Origin of the sequence: Bartonella sp. CL63NXGY (assembly GCF_042194905.1) — a bacterium.
In the GTDB taxonomy this organism is placed as follows: domain Bacteria; phylum Pseudomonadota; class Alphaproteobacteria; order Rhizobiales; family Rhizobiaceae; genus Bartonella.
This window is the reverse complement of sequence record NZ_JBHINK010000005.1, coordinates 14,518-33,820: the sequence shown is the minus strand read 5'-3', so window position 1 is coordinate 33,820 and position 19,303 is coordinate 14,518. Positions and strand designations below refer to the sequence as shown.

Annotated in this window: 16 protein-coding genes and 1 other RNA gene; 8 read left to right on the top strand and 9 right to left on the bottom strand. The window is 36.6% G+C overall.

Annotated features, from left to right (window positions below):
* Positions 1-538 precede the first annotated feature (538 nt).
* From ACFIK0_RS04040 to ACFIK0_RS04005, 8 genes are all read right to left on the bottom strand, one after another.
* On the bottom strand, positions 539-1,567 hold the full coding sequence (locus ACFIK0_RS04040) for a YeiH family protein (RefSeq protein ID WP_273790578.1): 1,029 nt from the start codon (positions 1,565-1,567) through the stop codon (positions 539-541).
* A gap of 49 nt (positions 1,568-1,616) precedes the next feature.
* Positions 1,617-2,222, bottom strand: coding sequence for a recombination mediator RecR (gene recR, locus ACFIK0_RS04035; protein WP_273790577.1), 606 nt, complete (start codon positions 2,220-2,222; stop codon positions 1,617-1,619).
* A gap of 30 nt (positions 2,223-2,252) precedes the next feature.
* Positions 2,253-2,576, bottom strand: a complete 324-nt coding sequence (locus tag ACFIK0_RS04030) for a YbaB/EbfC family nucleoid-associated protein (protein WP_273790576.1) — start codon at positions 2,574-2,576, stop codon at positions 2,253-2,255.
* 14 nt (positions 2,577-2,590) lie between these two features.
* On the bottom strand, positions 2,591-4,531 hold the full coding sequence (locus ACFIK0_RS04025; RefSeq protein WP_375663548.1) for a DNA polymerase III subunit gamma/tau: 1,941 nt from the start codon (positions 4,529-4,531) through the stop codon (positions 2,591-2,593).
* Positions 4,532-4,754: 223 nt separating this feature from the next.
* Positions 4,755-4,852: signal recognition particle sRNA small type (gene ffs / locus ACFIK0_RS04020), an RNA gene on the bottom strand.
* Between the two features lie 1,551 nt (positions 4,853-6,403).
* Complete coding sequence (locus tag ACFIK0_RS04015) at positions 6,404-6,811, bottom strand: hypothetical protein (protein ID WP_375613320.1); 408 nt, start codon at positions 6,809-6,811, stop codon at positions 6,404-6,406.
* Positions 6,812-7,348: 537 nt separating this feature from the next.
* Positions 7,349-8,212: a prephenate dehydratase gene (locus ACFIK0_RS04010; protein ID WP_273790573.1), complete on the bottom strand. Its 864-nt coding sequence runs from the start codon at positions 8,210-8,212 to the stop codon at positions 7,349-7,351.
* Complete coding sequence (locus ACFIK0_RS04005) at positions 8,209-8,940, bottom strand: 3-deoxy-manno-octulosonate cytidylyltransferase (protein ID WP_375663547.1); 732 nt, start codon at positions 8,938-8,940, stop codon at positions 8,209-8,211. Before ACFIK0_RS04005 ends, ACFIK0_RS04010 begins: the two co-directional genes overlap by 4 nt.
* Before the next feature lie 104 nt (positions 8,941-9,044).
* Between ACFIK0_RS04005 and ACFIK0_RS04000 the strand changes: the two genes are divergently transcribed.
* Positions 9,045-9,608, top strand: coding sequence for a c-type cytochrome (locus ACFIK0_RS04000; RefSeq protein ID WP_375663546.1), 564 nt, complete (start codon positions 9,045-9,047; stop codon positions 9,606-9,608).
* Positions 9,609-10,430: 822 nt separating this feature from the next.
* Here ACFIK0_RS04000 and ACFIK0_RS03995 read toward each other — a convergent pair.
* Positions 10,431-11,225: a molybdopterin-synthase adenylyltransferase MoeB gene (locus ACFIK0_RS03995; protein WP_375663545.1), complete on the bottom strand. Its 795-nt coding sequence runs from the start codon at positions 11,223-11,225 to the stop codon at positions 10,431-10,433.
* Positions 11,226-11,312: 87 nt separating this feature from the next.
* On the opposite strand from ACFIK0_RS03995, the gene gshB reads away from it, so the two are divergent.
* The 7 genes from gshB to ACFIK0_RS03960 all read left to right on the top strand — a co-directional run bounded on the left by gshB (position 11,313) and on the right by ACFIK0_RS03960 (position 19,201).
* On the top strand, positions 11,313-12,260 hold the full coding sequence (gene gshB, locus ACFIK0_RS03990; RefSeq protein WP_375663544.1) for a glutathione synthase: 948 nt from the start codon (positions 11,313-11,315) through the stop codon (positions 12,258-12,260).
* A 132-nt stretch (positions 12,261-12,392) separates the two neighbouring features.
* Positions 12,393-13,439, top strand: coding sequence for a PstS family phosphate ABC transporter substrate-binding protein (locus ACFIK0_RS03985; protein WP_375663543.1), 1,047 nt, complete (start codon positions 12,393-12,395; stop codon positions 13,437-13,439).
* A 75-nt stretch (positions 13,440-13,514) separates the two neighbouring features.
* Complete coding sequence (gene pstC / locus ACFIK0_RS03980) at positions 13,515-14,975, top strand: phosphate ABC transporter permease subunit PstC (RefSeq protein ID WP_375663542.1); 1,461 nt, start codon at positions 13,515-13,517, stop codon at positions 14,973-14,975.
* Positions 14,972-16,261, top strand: coding sequence for a phosphate ABC transporter permease PstA (gene pstA / locus ACFIK0_RS03975; RefSeq protein WP_375631059.1), 1,290 nt, complete (start codon positions 14,972-14,974; stop codon positions 16,259-16,261). The genes pstC and pstA overlap by 4 nt, the downstream gene beginning before the upstream one ends.
* A gap of 51 nt (positions 16,262-16,312) precedes the next feature.
* Complete coding sequence (gene pstB / locus ACFIK0_RS03970) at positions 16,313-17,071, top strand: phosphate ABC transporter ATP-binding protein PstB (protein WP_273790565.1); 759 nt, start codon at positions 16,313-16,315, stop codon at positions 17,069-17,071.
* A 21-nt stretch (positions 17,072-17,092) separates the two neighbouring features.
* Positions 17,093-17,815, top strand: a complete 723-nt coding sequence (gene phoU / locus ACFIK0_RS03965) for a phosphate signaling complex protein PhoU (protein ID WP_273790564.1) — start codon at positions 17,093-17,095, stop codon at positions 17,813-17,815.
* A gap of 549 nt (positions 17,816-18,364) precedes the next feature.
* Entirely contained in the window at positions 18,365-19,201 is an 837-nt protein-coding gene (locus tag ACFIK0_RS03960; RefSeq protein WP_273790563.1) for a cell wall hydrolase, read from the top strand.
* Positions 19,202-19,303 lie beyond the last annotated feature (102 nt).

The window sequence follows — 19,303 nt, the reverse complement described above, 5'->3', positions numbered from 1 at the left end:
ACCTTGAGTATTGTATGATTCTCTTATTTTAAATTTACTTATGGTGAAACAATTAAATTTATTAGCTTGTATATTACAAGCGGAGTTAGCGTATGAATCAAAACTCCTTTCACGAATCATTTAAATGTAAGGGTTGTCACAACTTTTAAGCTATCAAATAGTACGTTGATGCCACTTGTATCACATAGTAAGTAAAAGTAATTTAAAAGAGGAAAAGTCATGACCTCACATTTTTTCCAAATAAGAATATATTTTATCAGTCTTTGTATAAAAACCTCAGCGTAATGAGAGCAGATGAAAGAAATGGTATTGTTTTGTATGAGTTACGTATTTTGATACTACCCCGTTGCAAATCATTATGGACTGAAAAGCAAAATTGACAGTTTTCACTTAAATATCAGCTCTTTCAATTTTTTGTATAGAATAATGGGCAATATTTTAGAACTTTTTCTGGTTTATGAAAGAACTGATTTTAATAATAATGAGGACTTTGGGTTGATTGCATACTACGTTGAAAAAATAATAATCAATGCACATTTTAAAATGTTATATGATTTAAATCATTCAATTGTATCATAATAAGGCTACAAATACCGAGAATAATTATGGAGCAGGTTGAAGCCAAAATGACGCGCCATCCTGCTTTTTTTAGTGATCGGATATCAACACCTAATCCTAGTGCAGCCATTGAGATAACAGTAAACAACTGGGCAATAAATTTGATGGGATTGATAGCCTTTTCAGGGATAAGACCACTTGAGCGAACAAGCATCATGATAATAAAGCCAATGATAAACCATGGGACGAGGGTATGTAAACGCAAGCGTGTTTCTGCTGATCGGCGATAAATGATTGATAGAGTAAAAATAACAGGGCCTAACATGAGAACCCGTACTAATTTGACAATTGTTGCAATTTGAACACTTAGAAAAGAGATAGGTGCTGTTGCTGCTAAAACCTGTGGTACAGCATACACAACCATGCCAGCAAGCACACCATATTGGCTAAATGACAAATTCAGAGATGGATGTAAAAAGGGTAGAAATAAAATAATAAGAATTCCTAAAAGAGCAGTGAAGGCAATTGACGCGGCTACATCGTCATGTTTTGCTTTTATAACAGGTGCAACGGCGACAATAGCTGAATTGCCACAAATAGCATTCCCACAAGCGACCAGCATTGCCAAATGTGTAGAAAGCCCGAAAAGTCGGCCGATGGCAAAGCTCAGGATAATCGTTACGAATATCACGAATATGATACTAGCAAGCAAATTCCAGCCAGCTGAAAGGACTGCGTTAATGCTAATGCTTGCTCCTAGAAGAACGATAGCAATTTCGAGAAGTGTTTTTGCACAAAAGGTGATACCTTTTTGAAAATATGTTGGCAAAGAAAAACAACTACGGATAATTGATCCTAGAAGAATTGCCAAAACAAGGCTTTCAAGCCACGCTTCCGTGAAAAACTGTTTTTCTACAACTTCTAAGCCATAAGCTAAGGCTGATATGAGTAAACATACTAAAATACCAGGACCAAAGTCGTTTAAAAGTGAGAGATTTTTCTTTATCATTTTAATATTCCCCCGTCATTAAAGAGCTAAAGGTTAAGAAGAAAAAGTTTTAAAGATTTGTTCTTGCTTGTACAGCTGCTGCTAAAGTTCCATCATCAAGATAATCAAGCTCACCTCCTACAGGAACACCATGAGCAAGTCGCGTAATTTTAACTGGAAAATTAGAAAGCTGATCAGTGATATAGTGAGCAGTTGTTTGACCTTCGACAGTCGCATTGACAGCAAGAATAATCTCCGTAATAGGGTTTTGTACAACACGCTGTATTAAGGTGGCAATGTTGAGTTCGTCAGGACCTATTCCATCTAAGGGGGAGAGTCGTCCACCCAACACATGATAACGTGCGGCTAAAGTTTTTGCGCGCTCAAGGGCCCACAGATCAGCAATATCCTCAACAACGATGATTGTTGTATCATCGCGGCGCAAATCTGTACAAATTGAACAAGGATCAATGGTATCGACATTTCCACAAACAGAACAAATGCCGACTTTTTCGATAGCTGCTTGTATAGCCGCTCCTAAAGGCTCCAGCAAAGTCTCCTTTTTTTTGATAAGATGCAGTGCAGCACGACGCGCTGAACGTGGACCAAGACCTGGTAACCGTGATAAAATCTGAATGAGACGTTCAATCTCAGGTCCTGCAATGTATTTAGACATATTTTTGTCCCACGGAAAAAATCCGTTTCATTAAAATGGAAGCTTGAAACCTGATGGGAGTGGTAGCCCTGCCGTTATACTTTTGGTTCTTTCTTCTATTGCGATTTCGATTTTTGTTCTTGCTTCATTATAAGCTGCCATAATGAGATCTTCAAGAATTTCAGCTTCTTCAGGTTTGAGTAATGAAGGATCAATTTGAATTGCTGTTATAATATTTTTGCCATTTAAAGTGATATTGACGAGACCACCCCCTGCAGTGCCCACAGCTTGCAGATTAGCTATTTCCTCCTGAATCTTCTGCATTTTTTCTTGCATTTCTTTGGCTTTTTTCATCATGCTCATCATTTCACGCATAGGAATAGGTATCCTTATTCATCATTGATATCATTTTTATTTTTAAAAATATCAGCATTTTTAAAGGTATTGGAGAGTAAATCAAGATCATTTTCTTCTTTATTGAGTCGAATATCGACAATTTTTGCTTCTGGGAAATGATTGAGGATTTTCGCAATATCAGGATCTGTTTCTGCATTAGAAAAAAGAGTCTTTTGAATCGCTATACTTTCCTCCTGTAAGGTTGGGCCACCTCCTTCATTAACAAAAGTTATTGTCCAGCGTTTTTCTGTCCATTGAGATATCTTTTTTTCTATATCATGAGCAAGAAATTGTGGGGTATTTTCAGAAAGTCTTAAGGTAATATGCCCAGCTTCAAAAGAAACAGGATGAACAAATTCTTTAATAAGGAGTTTGAAAGGAGTGTCATTATGCTGTTCGGCTAATTGAACAATATCGTGCAAAGAATTAATCACGAGAGTTTTAGGTTCAGTAATCTTTTCTGTTGTTTGCGTGACAGAATGCGATAAATTTACAATCTTTTCAGAAAGATCAGTAGATGGAGAAGTTTCTAGAATTTCTGTTACTTCTTGGGCGTTGATTTTGTCATAGTTTTGATTTTTAACTAAATTTTCCGGTTGTAAGGAATGATCTAATTGGTTTTTCAAAGAGCTTTTTAAATCTGATTGATCGGGTAATGTATTTGAAACGCTCGAGGAAGCAAGGGCTCCGATCATTGTTTCTTTTGTTATATTATTTGCATTTGTAGATTCTTGATGAGAAGAGTTTTTAACCAGTGTGAGAGGCGTTTTTTCTTGCGTAAGCTTTTTTAAAGCCTCATCAAGAGTTGGTAAGTCAGCCGTGTGAGCAAGACGAATTAAAAGCATTTCAGCGGCTTGAAGAGGACGTGCAGTTTGATTAACTTCCTGTAAACCTTTGAGTAACATTTGCCAGTTTCGGGATAAAATAGGAACGGAAAGTTTTTTTGAAAAGTCTAAACTTCTTAAACGTTGTTCTTCAGTTAGAGAGAAATCTTCCACTATTTCTGGTGTAAAACGTAAACGTGTGACCAGATGATTAAAATCGGCTAGTTCTGTCAATATAGTAAGAGGATCAGCACCTGCTTCATATTGACTGCGTAATTCATGTAACGCATTGACAACATCGCCCTTCATAATAAATTCAAAAAGATCAATGATACGTGCTTGATCCGCTAATCCTAACATTGTACGCACCGCAATAGCATTAACATTGCCATTGCTATGGGCGATTGCTTGATCAAAAATGGATAATGCATCACGTGCTGATCCTTCTGCAGCACGGGCAATCATAGAGAGTGCTTGATCTTCTACTTCTACCTTTTCATATTTCGCAATTTGACGCAAATGTGCACTCAAAGCTTTTGATTCAATACGTCGCAAATCAAAACGTTGGCAACGCGAAAGAATTGTAATAGGAACTTTGCGAATTTCTGTTGTGGCAAAAATAAATTTCACATGGGACGGTGGTTCTTCAAGAGTTTTCAATAAACCATTAAAGGCTTGTGTTGAGAGCATATGTACTTCATCTATAATATAAACCTTATAGCGTGCAGAAACAGGACGATAGCGTATTTGTTCAATAATTTCACGAATATCATCAATGCCCGTATGAGAAGCGGCATCCATTTCTATAACATCAATATGGCGTCCTTCGATAATTTGTGTGCAATGTTCTCCAAGAGAGTCCAATACGGTTGTTGGTTGATCAATATCTTTTGTTTTATAATTAAGCGCACGTGCCAAAATACGTGCTGTTGTGGTTTTACCTACGCCACGAATCCCTGTTAACATCCACGCTTGTGCAATACGACCTTTTTCAAAGGCGTTGGTGAGAGTACGCACCATAGCTTCCTGACCAATGAGGTCAGAGAAGTTTTTTGGTCGATATTTACGAGCAAGAACACGATAGGCTGTTTCTACCGGTAAATTTTCCATGAGTATTTCCAACTTCGAAGTTCTTTATGCGTACATTTTGATAATACAAAAGCATAGATCAATACTGTAGTCTCATATAAAAGGATTTTTTCTTAATCAAATTATTTATGGGACAATTTGTTTAAAAATAACAAAACCCCTTTATTTGCTGCATACAAATGCTGCTCTGAAGATTAAAAATACCTCGCTAAAAGACAGCATAAAAAATAATTTCTTCAGCAAAATAGGAGGTTGGAACGATGACCCGTACCAGAACTCGTTGGGGCTGCTTCTTTCCAGACCTGACCCAGTTGGCGAGTAGTTCGTCCACCACCAACCTCCCAAGCTCATATTGTCGATTTGGAATGAAAAATCAAGATCAGAAACGAAAAATATCCTAAGAACGACGAAGAATTTTCCTTTGCGTTTAATTTATTGACATATAAACAACAAAGAGATTGTGGATTTACCAGTTTTTATAGCAGTAGCTCTTCATATTTATTTGGTATGAAAATATTTTTTCGCTTAAGATAGTCTGAATGTATAATTATTCTCATTCGCTGAAACATGTAAGAGTTTTAGGATAGATACATCTGTTCTAAAACTACGAAATTGTATCATCAAAAATTTACAATAGTCAAAGAAGCAAATAAAGCAGATAGATCATGTAATTGGCTAACATTCGAAAGTTAGGGGGAAGAGTGCTATTTAAAGAATTATAAAATATTGCTTTAATGGTGTTTCTCATCTCACACAAAACAGAACATCCCAAACAGAACAACTTAATGTTTTACATTCACAGGCTTTTTAAAGAGCTATTGCTCAATACTCTTAACTATATTTCAAACGCCACTCATAATAGTATACATGCTTCCCTTGAGTTATAAATCTATTGTTGCACTACCCTCTTTATGCTTAATACAAAGTATAAATTTTAGCCCTCATGCTATTTAACAACTCCCAATGTTGCGATCCCTTGTACTTGAGAGGCTTTATAAGAAGCATTTTTATTCCTTTTTTTAATCGTTTTTACTCACACACCAATCCCATTTGTAACTTTCGAGGAAACGATTTTAATGGATTCAATATGAGATTTAAGATGGGAGGATCTTACTTTATTCGTGGTTTTAATTCAGTGTAAGAAAATCAAAGTTTTATAATGATAAGCCAGTATCTTAAATATCTTATAAGAGCACCACCTCTTTTAACATAATATAAATATATAAATACTGAGTAGATGTTATCGCTCTTTTTTTGCGTGCTTGTTCTTTTAATTAAAAAACATTGATGTTCATCACAAGGTGGGTCAATATATGAAGTTTCATTATTTGAGAAAAGATTTCATATATTTTTTAAGGGGCTGTACTCATACAAGAGGAGATGCAACATTCAACGCTATAGAAATAAGGGGATACTGATTTTATAAGCATAAAAATGGTTCTTATTCGATATAAGCGACATTTTATAGTTTCAAATAATATATTCTTTAATAAGGAGGGAAAAGCGAGATAATTTTTATAAAAAGCTGAATGAGTATGACTTAAAGTGCAGTGAGGAATGCATCTGTAGAGCAAATTTTACTTTTCCGTTTATCTAAGTGATTTGGGTACGATGTGCTTTATATCACTTAAAATGAAGCAGTTGCGAAGAGAGAAGCATATTCTTATTAAAAAAATAGCTCTGATAGTAGAAAATCCAGAACAATTTAAATTTAGTCTTTTAGTTTTCGCAAAAGTTCCTTAATATCTAACCTTATGAGCAACTTAAGGTTTGCCATATTAGGATAAAAACACCTCTTCAGCGATAAGTTTTAATGGCTCATTATGCTGTATTTTGAAAAAAATAACTGAAAAAAAATAAATCTACTAAAGTTTAGATGTTATAGAAATATTGTTAATCATAATCTCCTGTGTCACAATTTGTTCCAACAACTTTTTTCTTCGTAATATTTTTAAAAATATAATGTCCTGACGAAGGAAAACTTATATGAAGAGATTTTATATTTTTTAGGATAAAGATCTTCTTTTCTTTATCATGGGTTATTTTTTTTTCATCATCAACAGCAATTCTCAATTTGTTTAAATCAGAAGGGGTAGAGTACGATAAAGTAAAGGATACTTTCTTTGGTTCAAAGATACTACAAGAGTATTCAGCTCCTTGATGGATTGTATCGGATGGGATGATCACAACACTTTCATCCAGCCCAAAATTCCATTTTCTCTCACCAAAGCCAGCAAACGCACCACTAGAGTAGGCGAGAATATTTGCGGCTAATAATCCTTGCATGAAGATTTTTTTCATTATCTTCTCCTTTTTCTAAAGTGAGGTGAATCATAAATCAATTTTTATAAAGATAAAAGCTCAAACTTAACGCTAAAATCAGGGCTAAGTTGCATTTTCTAGTTTTAAACCATGTTCAGACTGATATCAGTCTAAGAAATTTGAATGCTCTATCATGTATAATAATTTGAATTGTTTTGAGAGCTAATTTAGAAGTTCGTTATCTTTATTGGAATATTGTCAGAGGAAATGACTTTTCTCAAGAAGCTCTCTTTGAAGATATAAAGGGAAATAGATGGTACAAGCGTTTTTATTTTTGGTTACTGTGTTTTTTTACACTGGTTTTTATACAAGTTGAAGTGCTTTTTATCATGATATAATTTGTGAAAAAATATTATGGAAATAATTTATATATTCTTTTATGAGCCGTTTTTTCTTCTTCAGTGTTTATGAAGGGTGTTGAGTAGAAAAAAACGAGCTCTTTCAAGATACGTTGCATTATGAAATTTTTACGATGCTCTTTGATATCAGCAAAGAATGATAGCAGCCTAATTGCTTTTATATATACGATGTTCGATCGTTTTGTGCTGGATAAGTACCGATAATACGCAGTTCTGCAGAAAAGAAAGATAATTCTTCTAAGGCAAGTTTCATCATCGGGTCTTCAGGATGCCCTTCAATATCAACAAAGAATTGTGTTGCATTGAAATTTCCACCAATTTGATAGCTTTCTAATTTTGTCATATTGATACCATTCGTTGCAAATCCTCCCATAGCTTTATAGAGAGCAGCGGGGACATTGCGCACTCGAAAAAGAAGACTGGTGATGATTTTTTCGCCATTTTGAGGTTTGGGGACATGTCGTTTGGAGCGTGAAAGGATGACAAAACGGGTAATATTATGAGGGTTATCTTCAACATCTCTTTCAAGAATATCAAGTCCATAGAGTTCTGCTGCGATTAAAGGTGCTAAGGCAGCCTGTGAACGTTTAGCATTTTTTTTAATAAATTTTGCAGCTCCAGCGGTGTCAGCAGAAACAACAGGTTTCCAACCGTTGTTTCGTATGATTTTTCGGCATTGTGCAAGGGCATGCGTATGGCTGTGGACGGTTTTAATTTCGTCATGTGTAACGCCGGGTAAAACCATGAGTTGAAAATGGATAGGTAAAAAATATTCATCAATAATATAAAGAGATGACTGCGGTAAAAGATGATGAATGTCTGCAACGCGTCCCGCAAGGGTATTTTCAATAGGGATCATAGCAAGATCAGCTTTCCCGCTTTCCACTAAATTAAGGGCGTCTTCGAAAGTAGCAGAGGGAACAGCATCCATATTGGGGAACATATTGGAGCAAGCAATATGGGAATTAGCGCCGTATTCTCCTTGGAAAGAAATTTTATTGGTTTTTTTAAGTATTTTCATGCTAAAATCTCACAAACTCTATCGAGATCATGTTGTGTGTCTACACCTAAGGGAATTGTATCGACTATTTCCACATCAATACGCATGTTGTTTTCTAATGCACGTAATTGTTCAAGTTTTTCACGTTTCTCAAGTGGTGAGGGTTTGAATGATACAAATTTCTCAAGTGCTTCGCGCCTATAGGCGTATATTCCAATATGGTGATAAAGAGGACCGTCTCCATAGGGTGCTGTGGCGCGCGTAAAATAAAGAGCACGAAGACGATTTTGAGAAAGCGGTGTACCAATGATTTTGACAACATTGGGATCTCTTGTTTCATTTTCTTCAATGATTTGGGCGCCCAAGGTTGCAATGTCAGTAAAGCTATTTTCTAAAGGGCGTAGCGCACGAATGATTTCACGAGGCATTATTGTTGGTAAGTCACCTTGTATATTTAAAATGGCATTGTAACGTTGTTCCGGATCAATGCGCATTAAAGCTTCATAAATACGATCAGATCCAGACTTATGATCACCTCGTGTTATGATATATTCATGTCCATAATCTGCAACAGCTTTAGCGATATCATTATGATCTGTTGCAACGATTGTACGTCCTATTGCAGCTTTTTTAGCTTGTTCTGCGACATGAACAATCATCGGTTTTCCGCCAATTTTAGCGAGAGCTTTTTGAGGAAGACGGGTTGAGCCTATACGGGCAGGAATAAGAATAATTGGTTTAAGAGCCATTGTAAGATTCCAAATGTCATCTGTGATGCATTTATGATGTTGTGTGTTATAAAGAAAAAGCTTAGACTAAAAATGGTAATGAAACCGTGAACATTTGAGTTTTTATGAATCGCCGGAGATTTATTTATTTTATTTGTGCTTGTTTATGTGTGCTGGTCGCTGTTGTGGGGATTTCCACACTCAGCAATATAATTTACGATCATCCTACATCAGTCCAATATCATCATACAGTTGCCAAGAATGATATATTTCAAGAAAAACAAAACGCACCTGATGTTTCCCTATCACTAAATAGCCGCCTTCAACAAGGCAATTTTGAAAATGGCCGTAAAGTTTTTCGCCAATGTGCCATATGCCACACATCTGGACGCAATGCAGCAGGGCGTGTTGGTCCAGTCCTCTGGGAGATTGTTAACCGCCCTTTGGCATCAGCAGCAGGTTTTGCTTATTCACGGGCATTACGTGCTCATTCTGATCAAAAATGGGATTTTGTAACGTTAGATCGTTATTTACATTCTCCACGTGAAGCTTTTCCTGGGACCATTATGTCTTTTCGTGGAATTAAAAATGACCAAGATCGTGCCGATCTTTTGCTTTATTTACGCAGTTTATCCGATCATCCTGTTCCTTTACCAATGGATAATAATAAAGCGAACGAGCCAAATTAACTTATACCATAGATGTTAATTTTAGAAAGAAGTCTGACTTTTTGTAATTTTAGTTTCACGGTTTTATAAAAAGAGCTCTTTTATAAAAATGCACTCTTTACGCTGTCATCTGCAGATTGGTTTTCAAGATTTGTTTGCTTCACTTTTTCTACATATACTTGTCTGTGAAATTATTGCTGAAGGATTATCAATTCATGAGCCGCAGTTTTCTGCTTCTGAATGCAATAATTATGTAATTAAAGCTCTCCATGAGGTTTATCTCAATCCTTCTATACACATCAATCCCTATGTACTTTTACATCAATTTCCATGTATCAGAGACAATTGATTGTTCTTATACGTGCAATGATCCTAAGCTGCATTTTATGATGCTTGATGAATAGACGTTTTCTCTTGAGGTTAGAGGTGTAGGTACAGATCATTGACCTTCTATAGTATCAATCACTAAAATATGACTTAGATTATTTATTTATAGGTTATGGTTTGAAGTAAGCACTTTCATGTGAAACAATTTTCATGTGTGAATAGTAAAATAGTTGAATAGAGTTCTGCTGATTGTATTTTTATCTACGTTGAAAATTTTTTACACAAGAATACTGATGGCAGCTAAGTTTGCACGAGTCTCTGTCCATTTATAGACGATGACATGAAATTATGCTGATAATCCATTATAGAGAATTATTTTTTCACAAAAGGTTTTCCATATTTGTGATAAATTTAATAGGTTTCATTGGTTACAATGTTTTGATGACTTGCGATAAAATATTAGTATTTCAATATATATTGCGAGAGTGCTAAAAATTAGTGGAAGAGAGAACATAATCATGATTCTCCAAGATTCTTAAGAGCTACGGCATTTTCTTTATAATTTGAGCGTTTATAAGTAATAATATTAAATTGCGCTAATAATCCATTATAGAGAAGAATCTTTCCTACTAATGGCTCTCCGATGTTTGTGATCATTTTAATAACTTCCATTGCTTGTAGGGTCCCAATAACGCCAGGTAAAACACCGATTATTCCAGTTTCAGTGCATGTTGGGATAGTCCCGTGAGCTGGAGGGGTGGGAAATAAATCGCGATAGTGAGGATTATTGTCTTTATACGGCATAAGGACGGTTAATGAGCCATTAAAACGTTCTACAGCACCACTTATTAAGGGTTTTTTGCATTGGGCAGCGTGATCAGCAAGAAGATAGCGTGTCGTAAAATTATCACTTCCATCAACAATGATGTGGTAAGCATTGAGCAGTTTATCCACATTACTTTTATCTAAGCGTAGGGTGTGTTTTTCAACTACAACATGGGGATTTATTGCTTTTATAGTGGTTTCAGCACTGTCTGTTTTGCTTTTGTTTATTGCATTTGTTTTATGAATAACTTGGCGTTGTAAATTGGAAAGTGAAACGATGTCGTTATCGACAATTCCAAGGGTTCCTACACCTACGGCAGCCAAATAGGTTAAGACAGGAGCACCAAGACCACCAGCACCCACAACAAGAACACGTGCTTTTTTTAGCTTTTGTTGTCCTACACCACCAATCTCAGGCAAAATGATGTGGCGTGCATAGCGTTCGATTTCTTTGTTGTTTAATTTTGTATCTGTTTCTTTTGTCATAAATTTTCTCTTGTCATAGTTCTTTTATTGTTTACTAAGTTTATGATGCTTAGACCAGTCTGCTTTTAGGATAGGGAGGATTTATTTATGAAAATTGCCATTCAGATGGATCATATTTCAACAGTTCGGATTCAAGGAGATACGACATTTGCACTCGCTTTAGCAGCACAAGAACGTGGACACTCTCTCTTCCATTATACACCAGATCGTTTATCTCTGTATGATGGTTGTGTGATTGCACGACTAGAGCCATTGATTGTACATGATAAAGAGGGAAGCCACTATCAATTAGAAAAGCCTGTTCGCACGGAATTAACAGATATGGATGTGGTTCTTTTACGCCAAGATCCACCTTTTGATCTCAATTATATCACAACGACTCATTTGTTAGAACGTATTCATCCTAAAACACTCGTTGTGAATGATCCGGCATGGGTACGCAACAGTCCAGAAAAAATTTTTGTGACTAAATTTTCTGATCTGATGCCAGAAACATTAATTACCAAAGATATTGAAGAAATAACAGCTTTTAGAGAGACATTTGGCGATATTATTGTTAAACCACTTTATGGAAATGGGGGCGCTGGTATTTTTTATTTAAAACAAGATGATCGCAATTTAGCATCATTGTTGGAAATGTTTGCAGAAATTTATCACGAACCTTTTATTGTTCAGCGCTATTTAGAGGCAGTACGAAAAGGAGATAAAAGGATTATTTTGCTTGATGGTACACCTGTTGGAGCTATTAATCGAATTCCGACAGAAACAGATGTGCGCTCTAATATGCATGTTGGAGGCCGCGCGGAAAATGTTGAGTTAACAAAACGTGATTATGAGATTTGTGAACGCATTGGTCCAGCTTTAAAGGAACGAGGTCTTCTTTTTGTGGGGATTGATGTGATTGGAGATTATATAACAGAAATTAATGTGACGTCTCCTACGGGAATTCGTGAAATTAAACGCTTCTGCGGTACAGATGTTGCTCATTTGTTTTGGGATGTTATTGAGTTCAAGCGTTCAAATGAATTTATTTGACAGAGGACAAAAACATGGTTTTAAAAAATGATCCATGTTGTTTTTTATATTTGTTATGTTGCAAATGTGAACTAGAATGACCGTATGATATAAATTAAGAGGCTTTATCCTCAATTTTTAGGGAGCTTATAGATGAACAGAGTATTATCAATTGGAGTGGGATTGTTTTTTGCGCTACTGCTGTCAGCAAATGGAGGCAATGCGCGCGATCAAATACAGATTACTGGTTCATCTACAGTTTTACCTTATCAAAAGATTGTTGCTGAAACATTTGGAGAAATTTATCCTCATTTTAAGGTTCCTGTTATCGAATCGGGTGGAACAGGAGCTGGTATTAAGGAATTCTGCCGTGGTATTGGGGAGAACACTGTTGATATTGTTAATGCTTCGCGAGCAATGAAACCGAGTGAATTACAGTCTTGTTTTGATGCTGGTGTAAAAGATGTTGAGGAAATACGTATTGGGTATGATGGCATTGTTTTTGCAACTGATATTAAGGGACCTGATTGGAAATTACAGCCAGTAGATGTTTATAAAGCCCTTGCTGCTCGAATTATTATAGACGGAAAGTTGCAACCGAATAATGTTTTGAAATGGAGTGCAGTCAATAGTGCTCTTCCTGATTGGACGATAGCAGCGTATATTCCTGGGGAGAAGCATGGGACACGTGAAGTTTTTGAGGAAAAATTACTTACTAAGGGGTGTAAAGAGAGTGGGGCAGTTGAAGTGATGAAGTCTTTAGGAATGGATGATAAGGAGATACACACTGCTTGTATTGCGGTACGTAAGGATGGAAAAGCGGTTGATATTGATGGTGATTATTCTGAAACATTTGCGCGTCTAACTTCTAATAAAACAGGGGTTGGTATTTTTGGTTTGTCTTTTTATCAAAATAATGCTGATAAACTAAAAGTTGCCGATATTAACGGTTTTGCGCCAACAGTTGAGACGATTTCTAGTGGACAATATCCGGTTTCTCGTCCGCTTTTTTTCTATATTAAGAAAGCACATTTAGGTATTATTTCAGGTTTGCGAGAGTATGTTGACTTTTTTCTTTCTGATCAAATGATTGGTCCAGAGGGTCCTTTGGCTGAATATGGTTTGATTGCTTCTCCTGAAAAGGAGCGTCAAGCACAGCGTTCTGATTTTTCTGCTGGTCGAGTAATGACATTGAAATAATTTGCAGGGAAAATTTGTTGGATTTCTGGGATAGGGAATTTGGATGCTATTTTTTTATAAAAACTGAAAGATAAAATGCGCATTTCCTTTATTATTTTGTTATTATTGATTTTTGGATTTTGTGGTTTTTGTATTTCTTATATGCGAGCACGCATTCTTGAATACAGACAACATAAAATGCATTCTCGTGCGTATTATTATGGCTGGTGGACATTTTTGATTACTGTTATTCCAGCTTTTATTTTTTTAATTGTTTGGGATGCTGGGAGTACAATTTATTTAGAATATAATGCCTCTCGAGAGCTTGAGGCGTATAGTGCGCATGTAACAGAGCCTGTAAATCACGATCTACTTTGGGAGACACTTCGAAGTCTCGTCAAAAAGATTCATCGTTTTGAGGGGAATCTTTCTACCGCTTCCTATAAGGAAGTGCAGGCACAATTACTCGCGAAGGGATGGATTTTACCCGATGAAGCATCAGATGATGTGTTCAAAATAGCACAGTCGTGGGTATTTTCTTCTGAAAAGCTTAAATTTATAGGTTATGTTTTCCTTTTTGCTATTGCGTCCTTTGGTTTTATCTGTGGAATGATGCAAATTGCGCCTCATCAACGTGCGCGTAATAAGGTTGAATCTTTTATTATTATTGGATTGATTTGTGCATCTATTGTTGCAGTCTTGACAACAATAGCCATTGCGCTTTCTATGCTTTTTCAGACAGTAAGCTTTTTTCAGTCTGTATCCTTTTCAAATTTCTTTTTAGGAACAGTTTGGGATCCACGTTTTTCCGTGAGCGGTTCAGGCGATGAAGTAGGGCAATTTGGTTTAATACCGCTTCTTGCTGGTACGCTTTATATTGCATTTGTTGCCATGCTTTTTGCTGTACCTATAGGACTATTTTCAGCTCTTTATATGGCTGAGTATGCTTCTGCGCGATTGCGAGCAATTGTAAAACCATTATTGGAAGTTCTTGCTGGCATCCCAACCATTGTTTATGGTTTTTTTGCTTTGAAGGTTGTAGGACCATTTTTACGTGATCTTTCTGTTTCTCTCTCAGGTGGGGTTGGTTTTATTATGGCACAAAGTGTTTTGACCGCTGGAGTTGTGATGGGAATTATGTTGATACCTTTTGTTTCCTCTTTATCGGATGATGTTATTACGGCTGTTCCACGCATTTTACGTGAAGGTTCTTATGGTTTAGGCGCAACACAATCTGAAACAATTAAAAAAGTTGTTATACCAGCAGCGCTTCCAGGGATTATGGGGGCTATATTGTTGACGGCATCGCGTGCAATTGGAGAAACAATGATTGTGGTTTTGGCGGCAGGTGTTGCAGCAAACTTAACACTCAATCCTTTCGAAGCAATGACTACGATGACTGTTAAGATTGTTAATCAATTGACCGGTGATTTTGAGTTTAATTCTCCACAAACTCTGGTGGCTTTTGCCTTAGGGATGACGCTTTTTGTTATGACACTTTTGATGAATATTCTGGCTCTTTATATTGTGCGTAAATATCGGGAACAATATGAATGAATGAAGATTTTTTTCCTCGTCGCAATATTAGTCTCAAGCGTCGATATTGGGCTGAACGTCGTTTTCGTGCCTATGGTTTGATTGCCATTTTTATTGGTTTGTTTTTTTTATTTGCGCTTTTATGGTCTATCATTAGTCAGGGTTATACAGCTTTTTTTCAAAGTGAAATGACATTGTCGATTTATTTGGATGAAAAGATCATCGATCCAAGTGGTCAACGTAAAACAAAACCACAAGTTCTCATGACGGCGAATTATCCACTTCTTGTACGCAATGCTTTAGCAAAGAAACTTAATATCAATCAAAATGATCGAGCCTCTCTTCGGGACGTTAACCGTATGTTTTCAAATGGTGTCCGCGTTCAACTACGTGAAATGGTGACAAAGAATCCAAAATTGATTGGCACAATGCAAAAAGTTAAAGTTTTGGCATCTGCGGATATTGATTCTGCTTATAAGGGACAGATTGATCTGCGTGTAGCAGAAAAAAACCGTAAAGTTTCTAATCGACAAGTGGAATGGATAAAACGTTTAGCGCATGATGGTACGCTTCATAAAACATTTAATATTGGTTTTTTTACATTTGGCGCTTCAAGTCGTCCTGAGACTGCGGGATTAGGTGTTGCGATTATTGGTTCTCTTTATATGATAGGCATTGTTTTATTAGTTTCACTTCCAATAGGCATAGCAACGGCTCTTTATTTGGAAGAATATGCACGCAAAAATAAATTTACAGATTTTATAGAGGTTAATATCAATAATCTTGCAGCTGTTCCTTCGATTGTGTTTGGTCTTTTAGGACTCTCTTTTTTTGTTAATTTTTTAGGATTACCACGTTCAGCCTCCTTTGTTGGTGGTCTTGTTTTAGCGCTCATGACTCTTCCCACGATCATTATTGCAACACGTTCTGCTCTGCGTGCTGTTCCTCTCTCTATTCGTGCAGCAGCTTTAGGACTGGGAGCATCAAAAACACAAATGATTTTTCATCATGTTGTTCCTTTAGCAGCGCCTGGCATTTTGACAGGCACAATTATTGGAATTGCTCAGGCTTTGGGTGAAACAGCTCCTTTGCTTTTGATTGGAATGGTTGCTTTTGTTGTTAATATTCCTACGACCCCCATGGATCCAGCAACGGCTTTGCCTGTTCAAATTTTTATGTGGGCGGGGGAAGCAGAGCGTGCTTTTGTTGAAAAGACATCAGGTGCTATTATTGTATTGATGATTTTTCTTGCGATCATGAATATTTCTGCGGTTTTTTTACGACGACGATTTGAACGCCGCCAGTAATTTTAATAAAATAACAACTTTGATAAGATTTTTGTAAGGTGAATTTTTGTAATGAAGATTAAAATGCGTGGTGAGGATGTGAAGGTTTCTTATGGAGACAAAGAAGCACTCCACGGTATTACACTTGATATTCCTGAACATCAAGTAACTGCTTTGATTGGTCCATCAGGATGCGGAAAGTCGACTTTTTTGCGTTGTTTTAACCGTATGAATGATACGATTGAAGGCGCTAAAACAACCGGTCTTATTACCTTAGATGGGGAGAATATTTATGACACACGGATTGATGTTGTAGAATTGCGCGCTCGTGTTGGAATGGTTTTTCAAAAGCCCAGTCCTTTTCCAAAATCTATATTTGAGAATGTTGCGTATGGTCCACGCATTCATGGTTTAGTAAAAACGCGCTCTGAATTGCATGATGTAGTTGAAAAGAGTTTGAGGCAGGCAGGTTTGTTTGAAGAAGTAAAAGACCGTCTTCATGATCTTGGAACAAGTTTATCAGGGGGACAACAACAGCGTTTGTGTATTGCACGTGCTATTGCGGTTAGTCCTGAAGTTATTTTGATGGATGAGCCTTGTTCAGCTCTTGATCCTATTGCGACAGCACGGATTGAAGAGCTTATCGATGCATTACGGCAAAATTATACAATTGTTATCGTAACGCATTCTATGCAGCAGGCCGCACGTGTTTCTCAATATACGGCTATGTTTCATTTAGGGCATTTGGTAGAAGTTGGTGCGACTGAAATGATCTTTACCTCACCAAAAGAGCAACGGACACAAGATTATATTACGGGGCGTTTTGGATAGGTGAATTGAGGAGTGTAAGATATGTCTATGAACCATACTGTCCGTTCTTATGATGCAGAACTAAAATATTTAAGAGCAAGGATTATAGAAATGGGGAGCCATGCAGAAAGGATGATTGAACGTTCTGTCGCATCGGTTGTGTGTAGTGATCTTCAACTTGCAACGACAGTGATTGCCGATGATGTATTTTTAGATGAAGCAGAACGTGACATTGATGAAAAAGCGGTTGCTATTATTTGCAAACGCCAACCGATGGCTGTCGATTTGCGTGAAATTATTGGAGCCATTCGTATTTCTTCTGATCTTGAGCGGATTGGGGATATGGCCAAAAACATTGCTAAAAGGACGGTTGCACTTTCAGAAATACGACAATCTGCTTCTGTTTATCATGGGCTTGAAACAATTACAGCTTTAGCACTCAATCAATTAAAAGAAGTCTTAAATGCTTATACGAGTCGCCTATTAGAGCGTGTTGACGCGGTGCGTGAGCGTGATGAGAAGATTGATGCTTTGTATACTTCTCTTTTTCGTGAACTTTTGACGTATATGATGGAAGATATGCGCAATATTACGGTTTGTACGCACTTACTGTTTTGTTTAAAGAATATTGAACGAATTGGTGATCATGTTACTAATATTGCTGAAATGCTGCATTATATCATAACGGGTTACCATATGTCCTCTGATCGTCCTCGCGATGACCTTACTTATAAAGTTGGAGTAGGTGAGAAGAAAATAGATTAAAATTTTTCTTATATGTATAAAATAAGTTTGTAGATATGTGAGTATTTTCTTACAGTGCTGCTATAGAAAGAATAAGATAACCGTCTTATGGAAAAGCACAAAGAAGCAACCAAGAGTTTTTTCAGAGAAGCGTGGCAGATTGCTAACTCTTGGTTTGACATATTTGTATATTAGATGATATCATCACTCGTATTGTGGCCGGAGGGGAGTTTTCTAGGGGAATTTCCTTTCAGATCATTTTGTTAAAATTTTATATTAAAGGGGATATCTGTATTATTTTTCGTATGTAGAAGAAATGGATAGCGTTATTTTACTATAATTGAAACGTATGGGTTATTATAGCCTATATTGAACCATGAATAATAACAATATTGATCTGTAAATTAAGAGTTTTTTATTTTTTATTTTGCATAGATACTTTATTGATTACCTCTTGTATTAAAATTTTGCTGAGTGGTAACAATTAGCTATGTACTTTATTGAGAGATACATTTAAAGCTCATTTCAAGACTTGAATAGCTCAGAGATTATAGGAATGTGTTGCATAAGATGAAAAAAAATCGTTGGAATGTATTTGTTACCTGTTGTGTAGCGCCGTTAGTTGTTGTGGGGTGTGCTTCAAATCATTTAGATACTGGAAAAATAAATAATAATAAGACAAAAACGGTTACGTATCCATTGACAGAGCGTCAATGTCTTATGCGAGCGATGTATTTTGAATCAAATCGCACAAGCCGTGAAGGAATGATTGCCGTTGGGACGGTTGTTATGAATCGTGTTAATTCGACCGCCTATCCTAAGACGATTTGTGGTGTTGTTGGTCAATATAGGCAATTTGCTCCTGGTGTTTTAACGCGTCCTATGACGGAGAAAGCATCTGTTGCTCGTGTAAGAGAGGCAGCTGATGCCGTTTTACGGGGTGAACGAGATAAGAAAGTTAAACACGCTAAGTTTTTTCATACCGCTGGTTTGTCTTTTCCGTATAAAAACATGCATTATGTTCAGGTTGCAGGGGGAAATGCTTTTTATGAAAAACGATCAAGTGATGGGGCACTTCAAGTTCCTACAAATAATCGCCCTTATGATGTTGCTTATGCTTTTGCTCAAGAACGTTCTGGTCATGCGCCAAGCTTTATAGATGAAGGCTTAGAGAGTAGGGGAGTAAAGGCAGAGAAAAGTACATCTCATTCGACAGAAGTAGCACAATCCAAGACGTCACATCCAGCACCTTTTGCTATGGTACAGCTTGATAAAGTTCCTATCCCTGCCTATGCACCTCAACATCTAGCTAGGAAAGAGGAAAATAAAACGATTATGGCTTTACCTTCATCCGATCAGTTAAATGCAATTGTTGCAATGTTAGAAAAACGACACAGAAACTGGTAAGTTTTTCATGACCAAAGAAGGGTTATACACCCATTGCGGTTTATGAATTAAGTGAATTTTAGCGATCATGATATGCATAAGTATACGTAGAGAAAGTGAACT

Coding starts and splice junctions, on each gene's coding strand:
- ACFIK0_RS04040 (WP_273790578.1), bottom strand. CDS start 1,567: ATGATAAAGAAAAATCTCTCACTTTTAAACGACTTTGGTCCTGGTATT.
- recR (WP_273790577.1), bottom strand. CDS start 2,222: ATGTCTAAATACATTGCAGGACCTGAGATTGAACGTCTCATTCAGATT.
- ACFIK0_RS04030 (WP_273790576.1), bottom strand. CDS start 2,576: ATGCGTGAAATGATGAGCATGATGAAAAAAGCCAAAGAAATGCAAGAA.
- ACFIK0_RS04025 (WP_375663548.1), bottom strand. CDS start 4,531: ATGGAAAATTTACCGGTAGAAACAGCCTATCGTGTTCTTGCTCGTAAA.
- ACFIK0_RS04015 (WP_375613320.1), bottom strand. CDS start 6,811: ATGAAAAAAATCTTCATGCAAGGATTATTAGCCGCAAATATTCTCGCC.
- ACFIK0_RS04010 (WP_273790573.1), bottom strand. CDS start 8,212: ATGAAAATACTTAAAAAAACCAATAAAATTTCTTTCCAAGGAGAATAC.
- ACFIK0_RS04005 (WP_375663547.1), bottom strand. CDS start 8,940: ATGGCTCTTAAACCAATTATTCTTATTCCTGCCCGTATAGGCTCAACC.
- ACFIK0_RS04000 (WP_375663546.1), top strand. CDS start 9,045: ATGAATCGCCGGAGATTTATTTATTTTATTTGTGCTTGTTTATGTGTG.
- ACFIK0_RS03995 (WP_375663545.1), bottom strand. CDS start 11,225: ATGACAAAAGAAACAGATACAAAATTAAACAACAAAGAAATCGAACGC.
- gshB (WP_375663544.1), top strand. CDS start 11,313: ATGAAAATTGCCATTCAGATGGATCATATTTCAACAGTTCGGATTCAA.
- ACFIK0_RS03985 (WP_375663543.1), top strand. CDS start 12,393: ATGAACAGAGTATTATCAATTGGAGTGGGATTGTTTTTTGCGCTACTG.
- pstC (WP_375663542.1), top strand. CDS start 13,515: ATGCGCATTTCCTTTATTATTTTGTTATTATTGATTTTTGGATTTTGT.
- pstA (WP_375631059.1), top strand. CDS start 14,972: ATGAATGAAGATTTTTTTCCTCGTCGCAATATTAGTCTCAAGCGTCGA.
- pstB (WP_273790565.1), top strand. CDS start 16,313: ATGAAGATTAAAATGCGTGGTGAGGATGTGAAGGTTTCTTATGGAGAC.
- phoU (WP_273790564.1), top strand. CDS start 17,093: ATGTCTATGAACCATACTGTCCGTTCTTATGATGCAGAACTAAAATAT.
- ACFIK0_RS03960 (WP_273790563.1), top strand. CDS start 18,365: ATGAAAAAAAATCGTTGGAATGTATTTGTTACCTGTTGTGTAGCGCCG.